The organism is Neisseria sp. P0004.S004, from assembly GCF_051963335.1.
Classification (GTDB): Bacteria; Pseudomonadota; Gammaproteobacteria; order Burkholderiales; family Neisseriaceae; genus Neisseria.
Genome location: NZ_JBQCUK010000004.1, coordinates 226,896 through 243,598, shown reverse-complemented (window position 1 = coordinate 243,598; position 16,703 = coordinate 226,896). Strand labels below are relative to the sequence as shown.

Genomic DNA, 16,703 nt, shown 5'->3' with positions numbered 1-16,703 from the left:
GTAGCAAATTATCCATGTTACGCCCCATATACATAAATTATAATAAAATAATTAATAATATAGCCTAGTGCAGACTACTTTTTTGCTATTTAAACGCCTTAAAAAGCAGCTTGCACCTTTTCATACGGCCTTTTCTTAATCCTTAACCATCACCCTTTCTTTCAAAGTCTTCAATACGTTCTTCACCGTATTAATCCGCACTTCGATATTTTCCATCTCTGCGGTAAATCGCAGCTTATCCGCGCCGGCAAGTCGGTATTTTTTGTCGTTCTGAATCAGCAGGATGATTTCGGTTGGATCAACATTGTTGTTTTTGCCAAAGGTTACCGTTACCGCTTCGCTGGTCGCATCAATGGTGTCTATACCCAATTCTTTTGCCGCAAGTCGCAGGTGGTGGCTTTCGATGAGGGTTTTGACGGGTTGTTCGGGCAGGCCGAAGCGGTCGACGAGTTCTTCGTGTATGGCGTTGATTTGCTGAACGGTTTCGCAGACGGCGAGGCGTTTGTAGAGGACGAGCCGTTCGTGGATGTCGGGGCAGTAGCTTTCAGGCAGCAGGGCGGGGCTGTGCAGTTTGATTTCGGTGGTAATGCCCAATGGCGCGTCAAGATCGGGCTGGCGGCCTTTTTTGAGGTCGCGCACGGCTTGTTTGAGCATTTCGGTGTAGAGCGTGAAGCCGACCTGTATCATTTCGCCGGACTGCCCTTCGCCGAGGATTTCGCCTGCGCCGCGGATTTCCAAATCCTGCATGGCGAGGGTGAAACCTGCGCCGAGTTCGTCTGCCGCTGCGATGGCGTCGAGGCGTTTTTCTGCGTCTTTGGTGATGTATTCGGGCGTGAGCAGGTAGGCGTAGGCTTGGTGGTAGCTGCGGCCGACGCGTCCGCGAAGCTGGTGCAGTTGCGCCAGCCCGAATTTGTCGGCGCGGTTGATGATGATGGTGTTGGCGTTGGGGATGTCGATGCCGGTTTCGATGATGGTGGAACAGAGCAACACGTTAAACCTTTGCTGCAAAAAGTCGCGCATGACTTGTTCCAGCTCGCGCTCGCGCAGTTGTCCGTGCGCCACGCCGATGCGGGCTTCGGGCAGCAGGGTTTCCAGCCGCTCACGCATATTTTCGATGGTATCCACTTCATTGTGCAGGAAAAATACCTGCCCGCCGCGTTTGAGTTCGCGCAGTACGGCTTCGCGCACGCTGCCTTCGCTGAAGGGTTTAACAAAGGTTTTGACGGCGAGGCGGCGGCTCGGTGCGGTAGTAATCAGCGAGAAGTCGCGCAGGCCTTCAAGCGCCATGCTGAGAGTGCGTGGAATCGGCGTGGCGGTCATGGTGAGGATATCGACATTGGCGCGCAGGCGTTTGAGTTGCTCTTTCTGACGCACGCCGAAGCGGTGTTCTTCATCAATAATCACTAAACCTAAGTTTTTGAATTTTATATCGTCCTGCACCAATTTGTGCGTGCCGATAACGATATCGACTGTGCCGTCCGCCATGCCTTCCAGTGCGGCTTTGGTGGCTTTGCTGTTGTTGAAACGCGAAAGGCTGGCGACTTTTACGGGGAAATCGGCGAAGCGGTCGGCGAAATTTTGCGCGTGCTGCTCGACCAGGAGCGTGGTCGGAGCGAGTACGGCAACCTGTTTGCCGCCCATCACCGCCACAAACGCGGCGCGCAGGGCGACTTCGGTTTTGCCGAAACCGACATCGCCGCACACAAGGCGGTCCATCGGCTTCGCCTGCGTCAAATCTTTAATCACAGCGGCAATGGCGGCGGTCTGGTCTTCGGTTTCTTCGTAGCCGAAGCCGTCGGCAAACGCTTGATAGTCCAATTCGTTGATTTCAAACTTGTGTCCCGATTGGGCGGCGCGTTGGGCGTAGAGGTTGAGCAACTCGGCGGCGGTGTCGCGCGCTTTTTCGGCGGCCTTGCGTTTCGCCTTGTTCCACGCGCCGCTGCCGAGCTTGTGCAGGGCGACGTTTTCATGCGCCTGACCGGAGTAGCGGCTGATTAAATGCAGTTGCGAAACAGGTACATAAAGCTGCGCTTCGCCCGCGTATTCGAGCAACATCATTTCGTTGGTTTCGCCGCCCAAATCCATCGTTACCAAGCCCATATATCGGCCGATGCCGTGTTCTTCGTGTACAACAGGATCGCCGATATTGATTTCGGCCAGGTCGCGCAACAGGCCGTCTGAAACGGCGGCGTGTTTCTTGCGATGATGTTTGCGCGAACGGGCGACGTATTGATAGAGATCGGATTCGGTGATGACCGCGATGTTTTGATCTTCTAATTTAAACCCGTAAGCCAACGGCGCCACTGTAATCATCAGCGGCTCGTACGCCGATAAAAAACCCTGCCAGTCGGACACGCTTTTGGCTTTCAAACCGTTTTGCTGCAAGAAACCAAGCATGGTTTCGCGTCGTCCCAAACTTTCGGCGCACAGCAAAATCCGCCCATCAAAGGCCGTCTGAAAATCCTTCAATGCCTGCAAAGGCTCGTCGGACTGGCGGTTGACGGCAAGATCGGGCAAGGTGTGTTCTTTGCCGGAAACATCGGGCAGCACTTGTCCGTAGTTTTTCAGACGACCTGCGAACACATCGGCAGAGAGATACAAATGCTGTGGAAGCAAAGGCGGATAGGTTTCATCGCCCTGCGCCATGGCGTAACGCGATTTGACGTCGCTCCAAAAGCGGTTTGCCTCGGCGTGAACGTCGCCCAAAGAGACAAACAGCGCGTCTTCGCCGATATAGTCAAACAGCGTTTCCAGCTCGTTTTCAAAAAACAGCGGCAGGTAATATTCCACGCCCGTGCCAAAGTGGCCGTTACTGACGGCTTTGTACACAGCGGCATCGTTCGGATTGCCATCGACTTCTTCGCGGAAGCGGCTGCGGAAAATCTTTTGCGCCTCGCTGTCTGTGGGGAATTCGTGCGCCGGCAGCAGGCGGATTTCGGAAACGGGGGAAATGGTGCGCTGCGTTTCGGTATCAAAGGTTTTGATGCTGTCGATTTCATCGTCGAACAAATCGATGCGGTATGGCATCTCGCTGCCCATCGGGAACAAATCGACAATCCCGCCGCGCACGGCAAACTCGCCCGCCGCGACAACATGGGAAACATGGTTGTAGCCCGCATCCACCAAATCGGTTTTCAGACGGCCTATATCCAAAGTCTGCCCGGTTTTCAGCCAAAACGTGCGCCCCGCCAGAAACGGCACGGGCGGCAGCTTCTGCATCGCCGTGGCAACCGGTACGAACAACACGTCCGCAGCGCCGCTTTTAATCTGCCACAATGCCGACAAGCGCTCCGACACCAAATCCTGATGCGGAGAAAAACGCTCGTAAGGCAGCGTTTCCCAGTCCGGCAGGAACACCGCCGTATCATGCGGACGGAAAAACAGCCAGGCCGTCTGAAGGCGTAGCGCCTGTTCCGCATCCTGGGTCAAGACAACCTTGAGCTGCTTATGCGGCAGATAACGCGCCAAAGCCAAAGGCAGCGAGCCTTGCGAAAGATTGAGCCAACGGGATTTTTCACGGGGTTTGGGAATCGGATAGGTCATGACAAAAAAACAGTGTGCAATAAGTCAATACAAGCACCGCAGGCCGTCTGAAAATTTTTCAGACGGCCTTTAGTGAGCAAATTAATTTTCAATTTTACTGGATACAGGTTTAAAAGAATACAAGGCCTTACATTTAAACCGCCACGCCGGCCAATTTTCCAATAAACCCGGTTATCACCAATGCTGCCACGCCCCAAAGGCACACGCGTATAACCGCAGGAACAACAGGCGCGCCGCCCAGTTTGGCGGAGACATAACCCAGTAATGCCAGGCCGAACAAAGTGGAGACGGCCAATGCAGGGACAATAGCACTAGAAGCTGTCAACGCGACCAGTAAAGGCAAAATCGCGCCGGCACAAAATGAAGCGGCAGAAGCCAGCGCGGCCTGCATGGGACGGGCAGCAGAGGCTTCGGTAATGCCGATTTCGTCGCGCGCGTGGGCGGCGAGTGCATCGTGTTCCATCAAGGATTGCGCGACTTCGGCGGCAAGCGCGCCGGACAAACCGCGGCGGCGGTAAATTTCAGTCAGCTCTTCCAACTCTGCGTCAGGATTGTTTGCCAATTCGTAGCATTCTTTGTGCAAATCGGCTTTTTCCGTATCCGATTGGCTGGATACGGAAACGTACTCCCCCGCCGCCATCGATACCGCACCCCCGATCAGTGCCGAAATGCCCGTCAACAGCAGGGTTTGGAAATCAGGCGCGGCAGCGGCTACGCCCGTCAACAGCGAGGCAGTGGAAATCAGCCCGTCATTGGCCCCTAATACGCTTGCCCGAAGCCAGTTGTTGCGGTTGCTGAAATGGCGTTCGCTGTGGTGTGAATACATATATGCTCCGATCAATTGGCGGTGTCCAGATGATGATAACATTGTATTGTTTTTTGAAATCCATGTCAGTTCAACCCTGAAACCCAAACATTCACAAATCTTACGGCCATCATTCCAAACCATAGAAACTGACACACATCCTAAAGATTCCTTCAGACGGCCTTTACGCTTTTGCAATCAAATTTATTGTTCCAAGTCATGGCATTATCACAAGACCGTTTTGCACTACTTGGTTTATCGCTCTAAAGATGCTATCTTTATGAATCTTTCCACTCCCTAATCCATTGAAAGGATATATCATGGCCGAAGAAAACAAAATCAAAGTAAACGATTTGCCTGAAGATAAAAAAGAGCAAACCGAAGAAACCGAGCTGCCCGTTGTCAACAACGAAGAAAAACGCGGCGGCCATGGCGAAGGCGGTTGCTGCGGCGCATGCGGCGGCTAATCTTCCCGATAAAGCCTCAAGGCCGTCTGAAAAGTCTTACTTTTCAGACGGCCTTTTCTTTTCTAAACAATAACAGGTAAATGAATGAAAGGACGAAGCAAGGGAATTTAAACCTTGCCGTGTTTGTGCTACATTCATATCTTTACAAACCACAACAATCTGCACACGCAGACACACAAGGAAGAAAAAAATGTTTTGGTATATCGTTGGTTTTTTCGCCTTCATCGTTTCCCTGCTTTCCCTTTGGGTCAATGCCAGCGCATTCGGCATGGAAGAGGATGGCACGCCGCAATCCGAATATGAAAAAATGTTGGGACTGGGTGCGAAATTGAAAGATAAAGAGACAGCCGCGAAAGAGCGCGAAGCGGCACGTTTTCACCCTGACGATTAAGCCTTACCGACTGGACAATCTTGCCGAACTGGGCTAATGTTCCAAACGCATAACGCACACCAACACAACTATACGAGAAGGTAAGAGAAATGACTGTACGAATCGAACACGATTTATTGGGCGACCGCGAAATCCCCGCCGATGTTTATTGGGGTATCCACACGCTGCGCGCCATTGAAAACTTTAAAATTTCCACGCAAAAAATTTCCGACGTACCGCAATTTGTCCGCAGCATGGTGATGGTTAAAAAAGCCACTGCGCAAGCCAACGGCGCATTGGGTGCCATCAAGCCGGAAATCGCGGCCGCCATTGAAAAAGCCTGCGACGAAATATTGGTCAAAGGCCGCTGTCTTGACCAATTCCCGTCCGATGTTTATCAAGGCGGCGCCGGTACTTCGGTCAACATGAACACCAACGAAGTCATTGCCAACCTTGCGCTGGAAGTGTTGGGATACGAAAAAGGCCGCTACGACATCGTCAATCCGATGGACCATGTCAATGCCAGCCAATCCACTAACGACGCCTATCCTACCGGCTTCCGCCTTGCCGTGTATTACAGCATCGGCGAATTGCTCGACAAACTGGCCATCCTGAAAAACGCCTTTGCCGCCAAAGCCGAAGAGTTTAAAGACGTTTTGAAAATGGGACGCACCCAGCTTCAAGACGCCGTACCGATGACGGCCGGACAAGAATTCCAATCTTTCCAAGTGTTGCTGGAAGAAGAAATCCTCAACCTCGACCGCACCCGCTCCCTGCTGCTTGAAGTCAACCTCGGTGCCACCGCCATCGGTACAGGCGTGAATACGCCCAAAGGCTATGCGGCTTTAGTCGTTGAGAAACTCTCCGAAGTCAGCGGCCTGCCTTGCAAACTGACTGAAAACCTGATTGAAGCGACCTCCGACTGCGGCGCATATGTAATGGTACACGGCGCATTGAAACGCACAGCCGTCAAACTGTCCAAAATCTGTAACGACTTGCGCCTGCTCTCTTCCGGTCCGCGCGCCGGTTTGAAAGAAATCAACCTGCCTGAATTGCAGGCCGGCTCTTCCATCATGCCTGCCAAAGTCAATCCCGTGATTCCTGAAGTCGTCAACCAAGTCTGCTTCAAAGTCATCGGCAACGACACCACCATCACTTTCGCAGCCGAAGCAGGTCAGTTGCAGCTGAACGTTATGGAGCCGGTCATCGCCCAATGTATGTTTGAAACCATTTCCCTCTTGGGCAACGCCGCGGTCAACCTGGCCGATAAATGCGTCAAAGGCATTACGGTCAACCGCGAAATCTGCGAACACTACGTCTTCAACTCCATCGGTTTGGTCACTTATCTGAACCCATACATCGGCCACCGCAATGGCGACTTGGTCGGCAAAATCTGCGCCCAAACCGGCAAAGGCGTGCGCGAAGTCGTACTGGAGCGTGGCCTGTTGAGCGAAGAAGAACTCAACCGCATCCTCTCCCCAGAAAACCTGATTAATCCTCATCTGTAATCAGGATTTGAAATCAAAGGCCGTCTGAAACTTTAAACGTTTAAAGTTTCAGACGGCCTTTCGCATTGATATTGATATTTATCGAATTTTTTTGCGAAATTCAGCATTAAAAGATAGCCTGACCGTCAGGTTTGATTTAAGATGGTGTTGCCCCAGCCTGTTTCCTCCTTAAGGTTATGCCGGTAATGATGCCTCAAAAGGAACCGGATATTGGAATAACATCTTCATTTATTAGGAAAACCAGATGAATCAAATTACACGCGAACAAATGCTGCAAGTATTCGAAAATCGCCGCTCTACCCGTTATTACGATCCCAACAAAAAAATCAGCCAAGAAGATTTTGCAGCGATTTTAGAATTTGCCCGCCTCTCGCCCAGCTCTGTCGGCTCCGAGCCATGGAAATTCTTGGTGATTCAAAACAAAGCCCTGCGTGAGAAAATCAAGCCTTTCAGCTGGGGGATGCAATTCCAACTGGACGACTGCAGCCATCTGGTGATTATCCTTGCCAAGAAAAATGCCCGTTACGATACCCCGTTCTTCCGCAGCGTTGCCGAACGCAGGGGCTTGCAAGGCGAGCAGCTGGAAAAAGCGTTGGCAAAATATAAAAGTTTTCAGGAAACTGACATAAAAATTGCCGACAACCAACGCGCGCTCTTTGACTGGAGTAGCAAGCAAACCTATATCGCTTTGGCCAATATGCTCACAGGCGCAGCCGCCATCGGCATCGATTCCTGCCCAATTGAAGGCTTCAACTACGACAAAATGAATGAAGTATTGGCGGCAGAAGGCCTGTTTGATGCCAACGAATGGGGCGTATCCGTAGCGGCAACATTCGGCTATCGCGCCAAAGAAATTACCAAAAAAGCACGCAAACCGATTGAAGAAATGGTGACTTGGGTTGAATAAGCGGTTTGGATTTTCAGGGCGGCCCATGCCGCCCTTTTATTTTTTTTCTAAAAGAGAAGCAAATTCCGTAACAACAAAGACTGCTAAAATCCAAATAAAAAGGCCGTCTGAAACCCTGTGTCAGAAATCCTAGATTTCATTTCACAATGTTTCAGACGGCCTTGTTTAATACGCTACGGCTTAAAACGACACTTTCAAACTGCCGTAGAAAGCACGGCCATGTTCGTTGTATGTTTGTGCGCCGGCAGTTGTGCGGTACAGTTTTTTATTGAACAGGTTGCTGACACCGCCACGGACGGCCACGCGTTTGTTCCAGTTGTAGCCTGCATTGATGCCCCAAATACCGTAAGAGCCGACTTGGGTTTGGTTATGTTCGGAAGTCAAAGGAGTAACCCCTGCACGCAGATTACCGTCTCGTTCCAGTCTATTAATCGCCACGCCACGCGGTTTGGTACGGCCGTAGTGGGTAAAGGTCAGGTTGGCATCAAAACGTTCGTTTGGTGTCCAAGACAGCGTGCTGTTGAGGGTATGCTTCGGTACCAGAGACAATGGATTGCCTTGATAATCTTCAGATTTGTGCATATAAGTGAAATTATTGCTCCACTTGAGTGTGTCATGCAACGGAATCACCAAGTTGCCTTCGATACCCGAAATAGTCGCTTTCGGCGTATTTTCCCATTGCAAAAGCCAGTTGCCGATATTGCTGGTGGCAATAATATTTTCACCAATCACGATTTTGTTGCGGTACGCGTTGTGGAAATAAGTCGCGGATGCCTGCCAGCCGTTTTTATTGAACTCAAGGCCAATCTCTTTATTGATACTGGTTTCAGGTTTCAAATTGCCATTGCCCATGTAGTAGCAACGGACACTGTTCGGCGCATTGAGCGGACAGCCCTGACCGCGTGTGTACAGGATAAAGTCAGGATTGGTTTGATACAGGTTTGGCGCTTTATACGCACGGGCAATACCACCTTTAACCAACCAGTTTTCGCCGATTTGATGCGAGAAGTTCAAAGCCGGACTCCAGTTGCTGCCGCTGTCGCTGTTGTGGTCGAAGCGGATGGCCGGAATCAGATGGGTTTTGTCGGTCAACGAAATATTGTCTTCAACGTATGCCGCCCAGTTGCGTTGCGATGCCTTACCGCCGCGCGTTGCGGAGATACCGTTAAACGCATCGGTTTTACCTTGGTCTTTAAATCCCTGACTATTGGAAGCAGGATCATCCAACTTACTGTCAGTAAATTCTGCACCGACTGTCAATACATTATCGACTCCAAGTTTAAACGGAATATTCGCTTCGCTGCTGAAGCGCAGGTTTTTCAGACGGCTTTGAACAAAATCCAAGCCTGTGTAGCTGCCTTCCGGACCACCGGCCAAACCTTCAGGCAAGTGGCTGTTGACTGTACGCTCATAACTGATCACGTTTTTGGTATCGCCCCATTCCCATGCGCCGTCATGCGTTAAAGAATAAGCGGAACGATATAAACGGGCAGTTTCGGCTTTGCCGTCAGCTAAAGAATTAACTAAAGCAGAACGCGGATTGCTGTTTTGCGTATCGCCGTTGTAGATATTGCCCTGACGGCTGTAGCTGCTGTCTAAAATCAATGTTTGCGCAGGGCTGATTTTCCATTGCAGACGGCCGGCAATGTCTTTATTGCGTACGCCTTCGACACCAGCCGCGCTGTCGTTGCCGTGTCCGGCATTGATATCGGCCGCATCTGCATCCGTTTTATTGAGGTTGCCGTAAATGCGGAAGCCCAAAGTATCTTGGATAATCGGGCCGCTCAAATTAAAGCCGATACGGCGGGTTGCGCCTTCTTTGCTGTCTTGCGGTTGATTGGCATAAAGATTGACCTGGCCTTTAAATTCTTTAGACACTTTTTTGGTAACGATATTGACCACGCCGCCCATCGCGCCGGAGCCGTAACGTGTTGCCGCCGGACCGCGCAAAACGGTAATGGATTCAATTTCTTCAACCGGCACCCAGTTGCTGTCACCGCGCGTATTGCGTTCACCGCGCATACTGATACGCTCGGATTGGCGCGAGTTCACAGGCTTACCGTCAATCAGAATCAATGTGTTTTCAGGGCCCATACCGCGCAAGTCGATTTGACGTTTGTTGCCGCGCTGACCCGTCGCCGTATTGCCGGTCAGGTTGACGCCCGGCATGGTGCGGACAAATTCGGAAATATCGTTGACGGCCGGACGCTTGTCGATGTCGTCTTTTGAAATACGCGACACGCCCAGCGACTGTTGCAGTTGCTTCTCGGCAGTAACGTAAACGGTATCGACTTCAGCCTGTTCGGCAGCTTTCTCTTCAGCAGCGTGAGAGAATGCGCTGATTAATGCCAAAGGCAAAATGGCGAGTGTGAATGTTTTCATTGCATCGTTTCTCTTTAACTTTGTTTGTTAAAATCAAAATAAAAATTATTCGGGATTTTAAATAAACTTAACAGAGTTTTCAATGCAATTAAGAGTGATTTACAATTATTCGTTAAATTAAGCCAATAAAAATAACCAAATGCCTAATAATTAAAAAGGCCGTCTGAATCGGCATGAAAGGGAATCTGAGATTTCCATCATACCGTTCAGACGGCCTTATTCAAATTTTAATTATTTGCCTGCTGCTTTTTGCAAAAGGGCATACAATTCGTCTTTGAGTTTGAGTTTGGCTTTTTTCAGCTCCTCGATTTCTTCGGCGCCGCTGGTTACCACGTTATTCACCAAACCGGAAATTTTATCGTCCAGCTCGTTGTGCTCCTCAAACAAACGGGCAAAGTGTGCATCCTCTTGTTTCAGTTTAGAAATCAGATCGCGATATTCTGGAAACATTTTGTTTTCCTCTCTTGTTAATTAAATAAAAAAGTACTGCTGCCAAAAACTAGGACGAATTAATCTTTAGCTTCATTATAACAAACACGGGCGTTTTATCCAGTCTTTTTTAAGCCGAAACTGTTTTATGTCAAAATTAATAATATCACCATTAGCCATCGCCCCAATGGAAAGAAACGGGTTTCTAGACGGTTTGCCGACTTGGGCATACAATCGGGCTTATGCGTTTACACAATGGCCGAACCACCCTATTCCGTCATATCAACGGCATGGACGGACAATTTATCCTGCTTGAAAACCATCCATCATGGATGCCGGTCAATGATGCCGATTTCAACCATGCCGCGCCCCTGCCCGACGGTTTGGCCGTGCACGAAGAATCATTTTATCCATTTGAAAAAATAGATGCCGCCGAATCGGCAGACAATATCAAAATCTTCAGCGAAGAAGCCCTACGACTGGAGAAAGAGCGTTTAAATGCGGCGGCTATGGCCGAGCTGGCAAAAAATCTTCAAGCCGCCCAAGCCGAAGCCGATTTGGCCGCGCTTTTGGAAAAAATGGATTTTCATTTAAAACAAGATGATATTTTCAAATAAATCCTTCAGCTCCAGGCCGTCTGAAACCAAACGCCTGACGAAATTGTTGACAATGTAAGAAAAATAGTTCATCTTGAACCAATCCGCAGTACTCCATCCCTTATTTTCAGCCCAACACAAAGGAACCGAGAACATGTTTTCAAAAAGCGTTACCCTCGCACAATATGACCCCGATCTGGCAGCCGCCATCACCCAAGAAGACCAACGCCAGCAAGACCATGTCGAGCTGATTGCTTCAGAAAACTACGTCAGCTGCGCCGTTATGGAAGCCCAAGGTTCGCAATTGACCAATAAATACGCCGAAGGCTATCCGGGCAAACGCTACTACGGCGGCTGCGAATACGTCGATATTGTCGAACAATTGGCGATTGACCGCGCTAAAGAGTTGTTTGGCGCAGAATATGTCAACGTCCAACCACACTCCGGCTCGCAAGCCAACCAAGCCGTATATGCTTCTGTTTTAAAACCGGGCGACACCATTTTGGGCATGTCTCTGGCACATGGCGGCCACTTGACCCACGGTGCCAGCGTCAACATCTCCGGCAAACTCTACAATGCCATTACTTATGGTTTGGATGAAAACGAAGTTCTCGATTATGCCGAAGTCGAACGCTTGGCGCTTGAACACAAACCCAAAATGATTGTGGCAGGCGCATCTGCTTACGCACTGCAAATCGACTGGGCGAAATTCCGCGAAATCGCCGATAAAGTCGGCGCATACCTCTTTGTCGACATGGCACACTACGCCGGCCTGATTGCCGGCGGTGAATATCCCAACCCCGTACCATTCTGCGACTTCGTGACCACCACCACCCACAAAACCCTGCGCGGCCCTCGCGGCGGTGTGATTTTGTGCCGTGACAATACCCACGAAAAAGCGTTGAATTCCGCCATCTTCCCAAGCCTGCAAGGTGGTCCGCTGATGCACGTCATCGCTGCCAAAGCTGTGGCGTTTAAAGAAGCGTTGCAACCTGAGTTCAAACAATACGCAAAACAAGTGAAAATCAACGCCGCAGCAATGGCGGAAGAGTTGGTTAAACGCGGTTTGCGCATCGTTTCCGGCCGTACCGAAAGCCACGTTTTCCTCGTTGACCTGCAACCGATGAAAATCACCGGCAAAGCCGCCGAAGCCGCTTTGGGTAAAGCACACATTACCGTCAACAAAAACGCCATCCCGAATGATCCGGAAAAACCATTTGTGACCTCCGGCATCCGCATCGGCTCCGCCGCCATGACCACACGCGGCTTTAACGAAGCCGACGCGCGCGTATTGGCGAACTTGGTTGCCGACGTATTGGCCAACCCTGAAGACGAAGCCAACCTCGCCAAAGTCCGCGAACAAGTGACTGCTTTGTGCAATAAATATCCGGTTTACGGCGCATAAGCATTTCGCCTTGGATAAAATAACAGGCCGTCTGAACTTCAGACGGCCTTTTTTATTGCAACTTTCTTTTAAATTTCAAAACTGTTTGTTTCGCTGACTTTGCGTATCATGCCTGCCGCGACAGTATGGTTGGTGGCTTCGTCAATCAAAATAAACGCGCCTTGTGCATAGTTGTCTTCGTATGTGGCAGCGGCGAGCGGCTGCTGGGTTTTGAGGCTGACGCTGCCGATGTCGTTGAGCTTGAGCGTTTCGGCGGATTCGACCCGGCTGAGGGTATTGACGTCCCAAACGTAGGCAATTTCGCTGATTTTTACGGGCGTGGTTTGGGTCGTGTGTTTCAGCAAATATTTGCGGCGCAGATTGAGCGGAATATCGTCAAACCAGCAAAGCGCGGCTTGGAATTGTTGCTCGGGAACAATGGCGCTGTCGGCTGAAACAATGCTGTTGCCGCGTGAAATATCGATGTCCGTATCCAAAACAACGGTCAACACTTCCCCTGCTTCGGCAGATTCGGTTTTACCGTTGGCATTGTAGATTTCGGCAACTTTGGCAACATGGCCGCTGGGCAGAACTTTGACTTCATCGCCCACTTTCAGACGGCCTGCTTCCAATCTGCCTTGATAGCCGCGGAAGTCGTCGCTGCTGCTGCCGTCTTGGCGCGCCACGCGTTGTACGGGAAAATGCGCGGCTTGATCGGCGGCGTTTTGACGGTTGACGGGCAGGCTTTCGAGCAAAGGCAGAAGCGGCAAACCTTGATACCACGGGGTTTGGCTGCTGGCATTGACGATGTTGTCGCCTTTTAAGGCGCTGATGGGCAGGAAGTGGATTTGGGCTTGGAGGCCGATTTGCTCCGCCAGTTTGCGATAGGCCTCGGTAATGGCTTGATATTTGGCTTCGTCAAAGTCGAGCAGGTCGAGTTTGTTGACGGCGACAATGATATTGGGGCAGCCCAAGAGCTTCAAAATCGCGCTGTGGCGTTTGGTCTGCGGCAGGAGGACGGGTTCGCTGCCGGAAAAATCGACGCGCGTGGCATCGACTAAAATAATGGCGGCATCGGCAGTCGATGCACCTGTAACCATATTGCGCGTGTATTGCTCGTGTCCCGGCGTATCGGCAATAATGAATTTGCGTTTGGGCGTGGCAAAATAACGGTAGGCGACGTCAATGGTAATGCCTTGTTCGCGCTCGGCGGCAAGGCCGTCTGTCAGGCTGGCGAAGTCGGGCGTTTCGCCGTTTTCGGCAGCGCGGTTGAGCTTGTCGAGCTGGTCGGTCAGCAAGGTTTTGCTGTCGTAGAGCAGGCGGCCGATGAGGGTGGATTTGCCGTCATCAACACTGCCGGCGGTGATGAAGCGCAAAAGCGGGGCGGTGGTTGCGGTCATGGTTCTTTCCTATTTCTCGTGATTTCTCAAACTGGACTCTACTTTAAACAGGCCGTCTGAAAATGGGAAAGAATGTTTGGTTGTTAAAAAAGATATTTTTGTTATATCGATTTTCTGCGCGTGGCCAACCAACAAACAACCGAACCTGCGCACACCATCCCTGCCCCCTGCCAAAACTGTACAGACAGCGGCGCACTGATGACAAACGAAGACACCAGCGCGGAAAACACAGGGATAAAATAAGATGCGCCCGCCAATACCGTCATATTCCCGCGCGAAATACCGATGTTCCAAACCGCATAGCCCAAACCCATGCAAGACGCGGCGGCCAGGGCATAGCCGACGGACTCCGCATCAAAATTTAGACTGTGTGTCCCGCCGATAAAATATTCCGCCCACAAAAGCAACGACACCAGCATAAAGAAAAAGCCCACGCTGCTTCCTTCCGCTTTCACGCGCGCCGTCAGCGTGCAATATGCCGCCCAAAAAAGTGCATCGGCCAATGCCATCAGATAACCGGCAGGATTGGTGCGGACATTGTGATAAATCCCCGAAAGCGACAATCCGCCGTCGCCGCCCAATACCGTGGCAATCCCGAAAAACGACAATACAAAGCCTATGCCTATCCACCATTTTGCCGGCTGCCCGTTGAAACAGACCGCGCCTAAAATAGTAAACGTCGGCCACAAATAATTGACCATGCCGATCTCAACCGTCTGTCGGGCATTTTGAGCAAAACCGACCGACAACGACAAACACAGTTCGCAGCCGACAAAAAACACACTCGCCCAAAACAGATAGCTGCGGTTGTAATTGCGCAAATGCGGCCGGCCGAAAATCAGCCAAATCAATACGGTAGACAGGGTGTACATCATTGCCGCGCCGCCCACTGCCCCCATATGCAGGCTCAAAGAGCGTATCAGAGAAATGACAAAGCTCCACAAAGCAACGGCAAGCAGCCCGATGGCAGTAGCTTGTTTGGAGGAGATGTTTTGAGATAAGAAATGAATCATGGCGTATGTGTTGAAGATGTTATTAGGTTTATCGTAGTTTGAATATATCGTTTCTACATTAATTATTTTAACGGTTTCAAAGCCGTCTGAAAATGATTGTTTCAGACGGCCTTCTATTTGCAATTAGTCCTAAATATGACTATAATCTGCATCCAATTAGTCAATATCAGGACCAATTTATGAATCAGCTCGACCAACTCGGTATGCGCATCAGCCGCATAGACAGCGCATTCGACCAATGGATTAAACAGCAAAACACCAACTACAATACCTTAGCCGTTCTCTACACCTTAGCCACCGAAGGCAGCCGCACTCAAAAATACATAGGCGAAGAATGAAGCCTGCCCAAGCAAACCGTTTCCGGCACATGCAAAACGCTGGCAGAACAAGGCTTGCTGATATTTCACAAAAGCGAACAAGACAAACGCGAACGCTTATTATCGCTGACCGAGCAAGGCAAGAAATCTGCCGCCCCATTGGTGCAAAACATGCAGGAATTCAGCAAACGAATTTTTACCGCCTTCGGTGAAAAACGTGCAGCCCGACTGTTTGCCGATTTGGACGCATTGGCCGAATTAATGGCGCAAACCCTCAATACTAAATAAGGAGGGCAACCATGTGGAAAATGTTGAAACACATCGGTCAAACACACCGCCGCAAACTAATCACAACCTTCTCTCTCGTCGGCTTGGATAATCTGCTCTTGCTGGTATATCCCGTGTTTGGCGGCTGGGCGATTAATGCCGTTATGGAAGGCAACGTCTGGCAGGCAATGTTGTATGGTGTGGTGGTTTTATTAATGTGGATAATCGGTGCCGCCCGCAGGATAGCCGATACGCGCACATTTACCCAGATCTATACTGAAATAGCCGTCCCGGTCGTTTTGGAACAGCGCAAGCGAGAAGTACCGCATTCCGCCATTACTGCACGCGTCGCCCTATCGCGTGAGTTTGTCAGTTTTTTTGAAGAACACCTGCCCATCGCTGCTACTTCGCTGGTCTCCATCTTCGGTGCATGTATGATGTTGCTGATATTGGAATTTCGGGTGGGCGTATTGGCTGTCGCGATACTTGCCCTGTTTTTATGGTTGCTGCCGCGTTTTGCCGCCACCAGCGAAAACCTATATTTCCGTTTAAACAACCGGCTTGAACGCGACAATCACTTTATCCGCGACGGCAACGAACATCAGCTCTACCGCCACTACGGCTGGGTTGCCAAACTACGCGTGCTGATTTCCAACCGCGAAGCCTTAGGCTATCTCAGTATCGGCATAGCGATGAGCATATTGTTCGGCTTCGCCTTTATACACATGACACTTAAAGGCTATGGCAGTGCCGGCCATATCTATTCCGTCAGCACTTATTTATGGATGTTTGCAATGAGCTTGGACGATGTACCGCGCTTGGTCGAACAATACTCCAATTTAAAAGATATCGGACAACGCGTTGAACTCTCGGAAGAAAACAATCTTTCCAAGGCCGTCTGAAACCTTAACACACTATCAGGATATATTATGAGTTGGTTTTATTTAATCTTAGCCGGTATGCTGGAAATCGGCTGGCCATTGGGCTTAAAGCTGGCACAACAGGAAGGCTACCGCTGGCATGGCTTTGCCGCCGCTTTTGCCTGTATCGCCGGTAGCGGATACCTTCTTTACCTTGCCCAAAAAAGTATTCCGATGGGTACAGCCTACGCCGTTTGGACAGGCATAGGCGCGGCAGGCGCATTTTTAGTGGGCGTAGCCTTTTTCAACGATGCCGCCAACTTCGGCCGCTGGCTCGGCGCATTCTTAATTATTTCAGGCGTAATCGTCATGAAACTTTCCAGCCATTAAAAAACCGCAAAGGCCGTCTGAAACCAAGACGGCCTTCTTATATTCCGAATATAACGAAATCATCT

Annotated in this window: 14 protein-coding genes and 1 pseudogene; 9 read left to right on the top strand and 6 right to left on the bottom strand. The window is 50.4% G+C overall.

Annotated features, from left to right (window positions below; all coding sequences use genetic code 11):
* Window positions 1-135 precede the first annotated feature (135 nt).
* Together mfd and ACTHRY_RS05325 are read right to left on the bottom strand one after the other, a co-directional pair.
* Window positions 136-3,543 carry a transcription-repair coupling factor gene (gene mfd, locus ACTHRY_RS05330; protein WP_049359092.1) on the bottom strand — a complete coding sequence of 1,136 codons (3,408 nt, stop codon included), beginning with the start codon at window positions 3,541-3,543 and terminating at the stop codon, window positions 136-138.
* A 133-nt stretch (window positions 3,544-3,676) separates the two neighbouring features.
* Entirely contained in the window at window positions 3,677-4,369 is a 693-nt protein-coding gene (locus ACTHRY_RS05325; protein ID WP_049322343.1) for a VIT1/CCC1 transporter family protein, read from the bottom strand.
* A 299-nt stretch (window positions 4,370-4,668) separates the two neighbouring features.
* On the opposite strand from ACTHRY_RS05325, the gene ACTHRY_RS05320 reads away from it, so the two are divergent.
* From ACTHRY_RS05320 to ACTHRY_RS05305, 4 genes are all read left to right on the top strand, one after another.
* On the top strand, window positions 4,669-4,815 hold the full coding sequence (locus tag ACTHRY_RS05320; RefSeq protein WP_049322342.1) for a hypothetical protein: 147 nt from the start codon (window positions 4,669-4,671) through the stop codon (window positions 4,813-4,815).
* A gap of 190 nt (window positions 4,816-5,005) precedes the next feature.
* Complete coding sequence (locus ACTHRY_RS05315; RefSeq protein ID WP_003746297.1) at window positions 5,006-5,206, top strand: hypothetical protein; 201 nt, start codon at window positions 5,006-5,008, stop codon at window positions 5,204-5,206.
* Window positions 5,207-5,295: 89 nt separating this feature from the next.
* The gene (gene aspA / locus ACTHRY_RS05310) at window positions 5,296-6,693 is read left to right on the top strand and encodes an aspartate ammonia-lyase (RefSeq protein ID WP_049322341.1); all 1,398 of its coding nucleotides are present in this window, start codon (window positions 5,296-5,298) and stop codon (window positions 6,691-6,693) included.
* A gap of 244 nt (window positions 6,694-6,937) precedes the next feature.
* Window positions 6,938-7,600 carry an NAD(P)H-dependent oxidoreductase gene (locus tag ACTHRY_RS05305; RefSeq protein ID WP_049322340.1) on the top strand — a complete coding sequence of 221 codons (663 nt, stop codon included), beginning with the start codon at window positions 6,938-6,940 and terminating at the stop codon, window positions 7,598-7,600.
* Between the two features lie 180 nt (window positions 7,601-7,780).
* Here ACTHRY_RS05305 and ACTHRY_RS05300 read toward each other — a convergent pair whose 3' ends face one another.
* Window positions 7,781-9,982, bottom strand: coding sequence for a FepA family TonB-dependent siderophore receptor (locus tag ACTHRY_RS05300; RefSeq protein WP_049322339.1), 2,202 nt, complete (start codon window positions 9,980-9,982; stop codon window positions 7,781-7,783).
* A 231-nt stretch (window positions 9,983-10,213) separates the two neighbouring features.
* Window positions 10,214-10,432: a YdcH family protein gene (locus tag ACTHRY_RS05295; protein WP_049322338.1), complete on the bottom strand. Its 219-nt coding sequence runs from the start codon at window positions 10,430-10,432 to the stop codon at window positions 10,214-10,216.
* 221 nt (window positions 10,433-10,653) lie between these two features.
* On the opposite strand from ACTHRY_RS05295, the gene ACTHRY_RS05290 reads away from it, so the two are divergent.
* Both ACTHRY_RS05290 and glyA read left to right on the top strand, forming a co-directional pair.
* Window positions 10,654-11,028, top strand: a complete 375-nt coding sequence (locus ACTHRY_RS05290) for a hypothetical protein (RefSeq protein ID WP_049322337.1) — start codon at window positions 10,654-10,656, stop codon at window positions 11,026-11,028.
* A gap of 133 nt (window positions 11,029-11,161) precedes the next feature.
* Entirely contained in the window at window positions 11,162-12,412 is a 1,251-nt protein-coding gene (gene glyA, locus ACTHRY_RS05285) for a serine hydroxymethyltransferase (RefSeq protein ID WP_049322336.1), read from the top strand.
* A 68-nt stretch (window positions 12,413-12,480) separates the two neighbouring features.
* Here the strand turns inward: glyA and ACTHRY_RS05280 are convergent, their stop codons facing one another.
* Both ACTHRY_RS05280 and yddG read right to left on the bottom strand, forming a co-directional pair.
* Entirely contained in the window at window positions 12,481-13,791 is a 1,311-nt protein-coding gene (locus ACTHRY_RS05280) for a GTP-binding protein (RefSeq protein WP_049322335.1), read from the bottom strand.
* 101 nt (window positions 13,792-13,892) lie between these two features.
* Window positions 13,893-14,804, bottom strand: coding sequence for an aromatic amino acid DMT transporter YddG (gene yddG, locus ACTHRY_RS05275; RefSeq protein ID WP_049322334.1), 912 nt, complete (start codon window positions 14,802-14,804; stop codon window positions 13,893-13,895).
* Between the two features lie 179 nt (window positions 14,805-14,983).
* Between yddG and ACTHRY_RS05270 the strand changes: the two are divergent.
* The 3 genes and pseudogenes from ACTHRY_RS05270 to ACTHRY_RS05260 all read left to right on the top strand — a co-directional run bounded on the left by ACTHRY_RS05270 (window position 14,984) and on the right by ACTHRY_RS05260 (window position 16,638).
* A pseudogene (locus ACTHRY_RS05270) lies at window positions 14,984-15,409 on the top strand (MarR family winged helix-turn-helix transcriptional regulator).
* An 11-nt stretch (window positions 15,410-15,420) separates the two neighbouring features.
* The gene (locus ACTHRY_RS05265) at window positions 15,421-16,290 is read left to right on the top strand and encodes an ABC transporter six-transmembrane domain-containing protein (protein WP_440374089.1); all 870 of its coding nucleotides are present in this window, start codon (window positions 15,421-15,423) and stop codon (window positions 16,288-16,290) included.
* A 27-nt stretch (window positions 16,291-16,317) separates the two neighbouring features.
* Window positions 16,318-16,638, top strand: a complete 321-nt coding sequence (locus ACTHRY_RS05260; RefSeq protein ID WP_440374088.1) for a DMT family transporter — start codon at window positions 16,318-16,320, stop codon at window positions 16,636-16,638.
* Window positions 16,639-16,703: the final 65 nt, after the last annotated feature.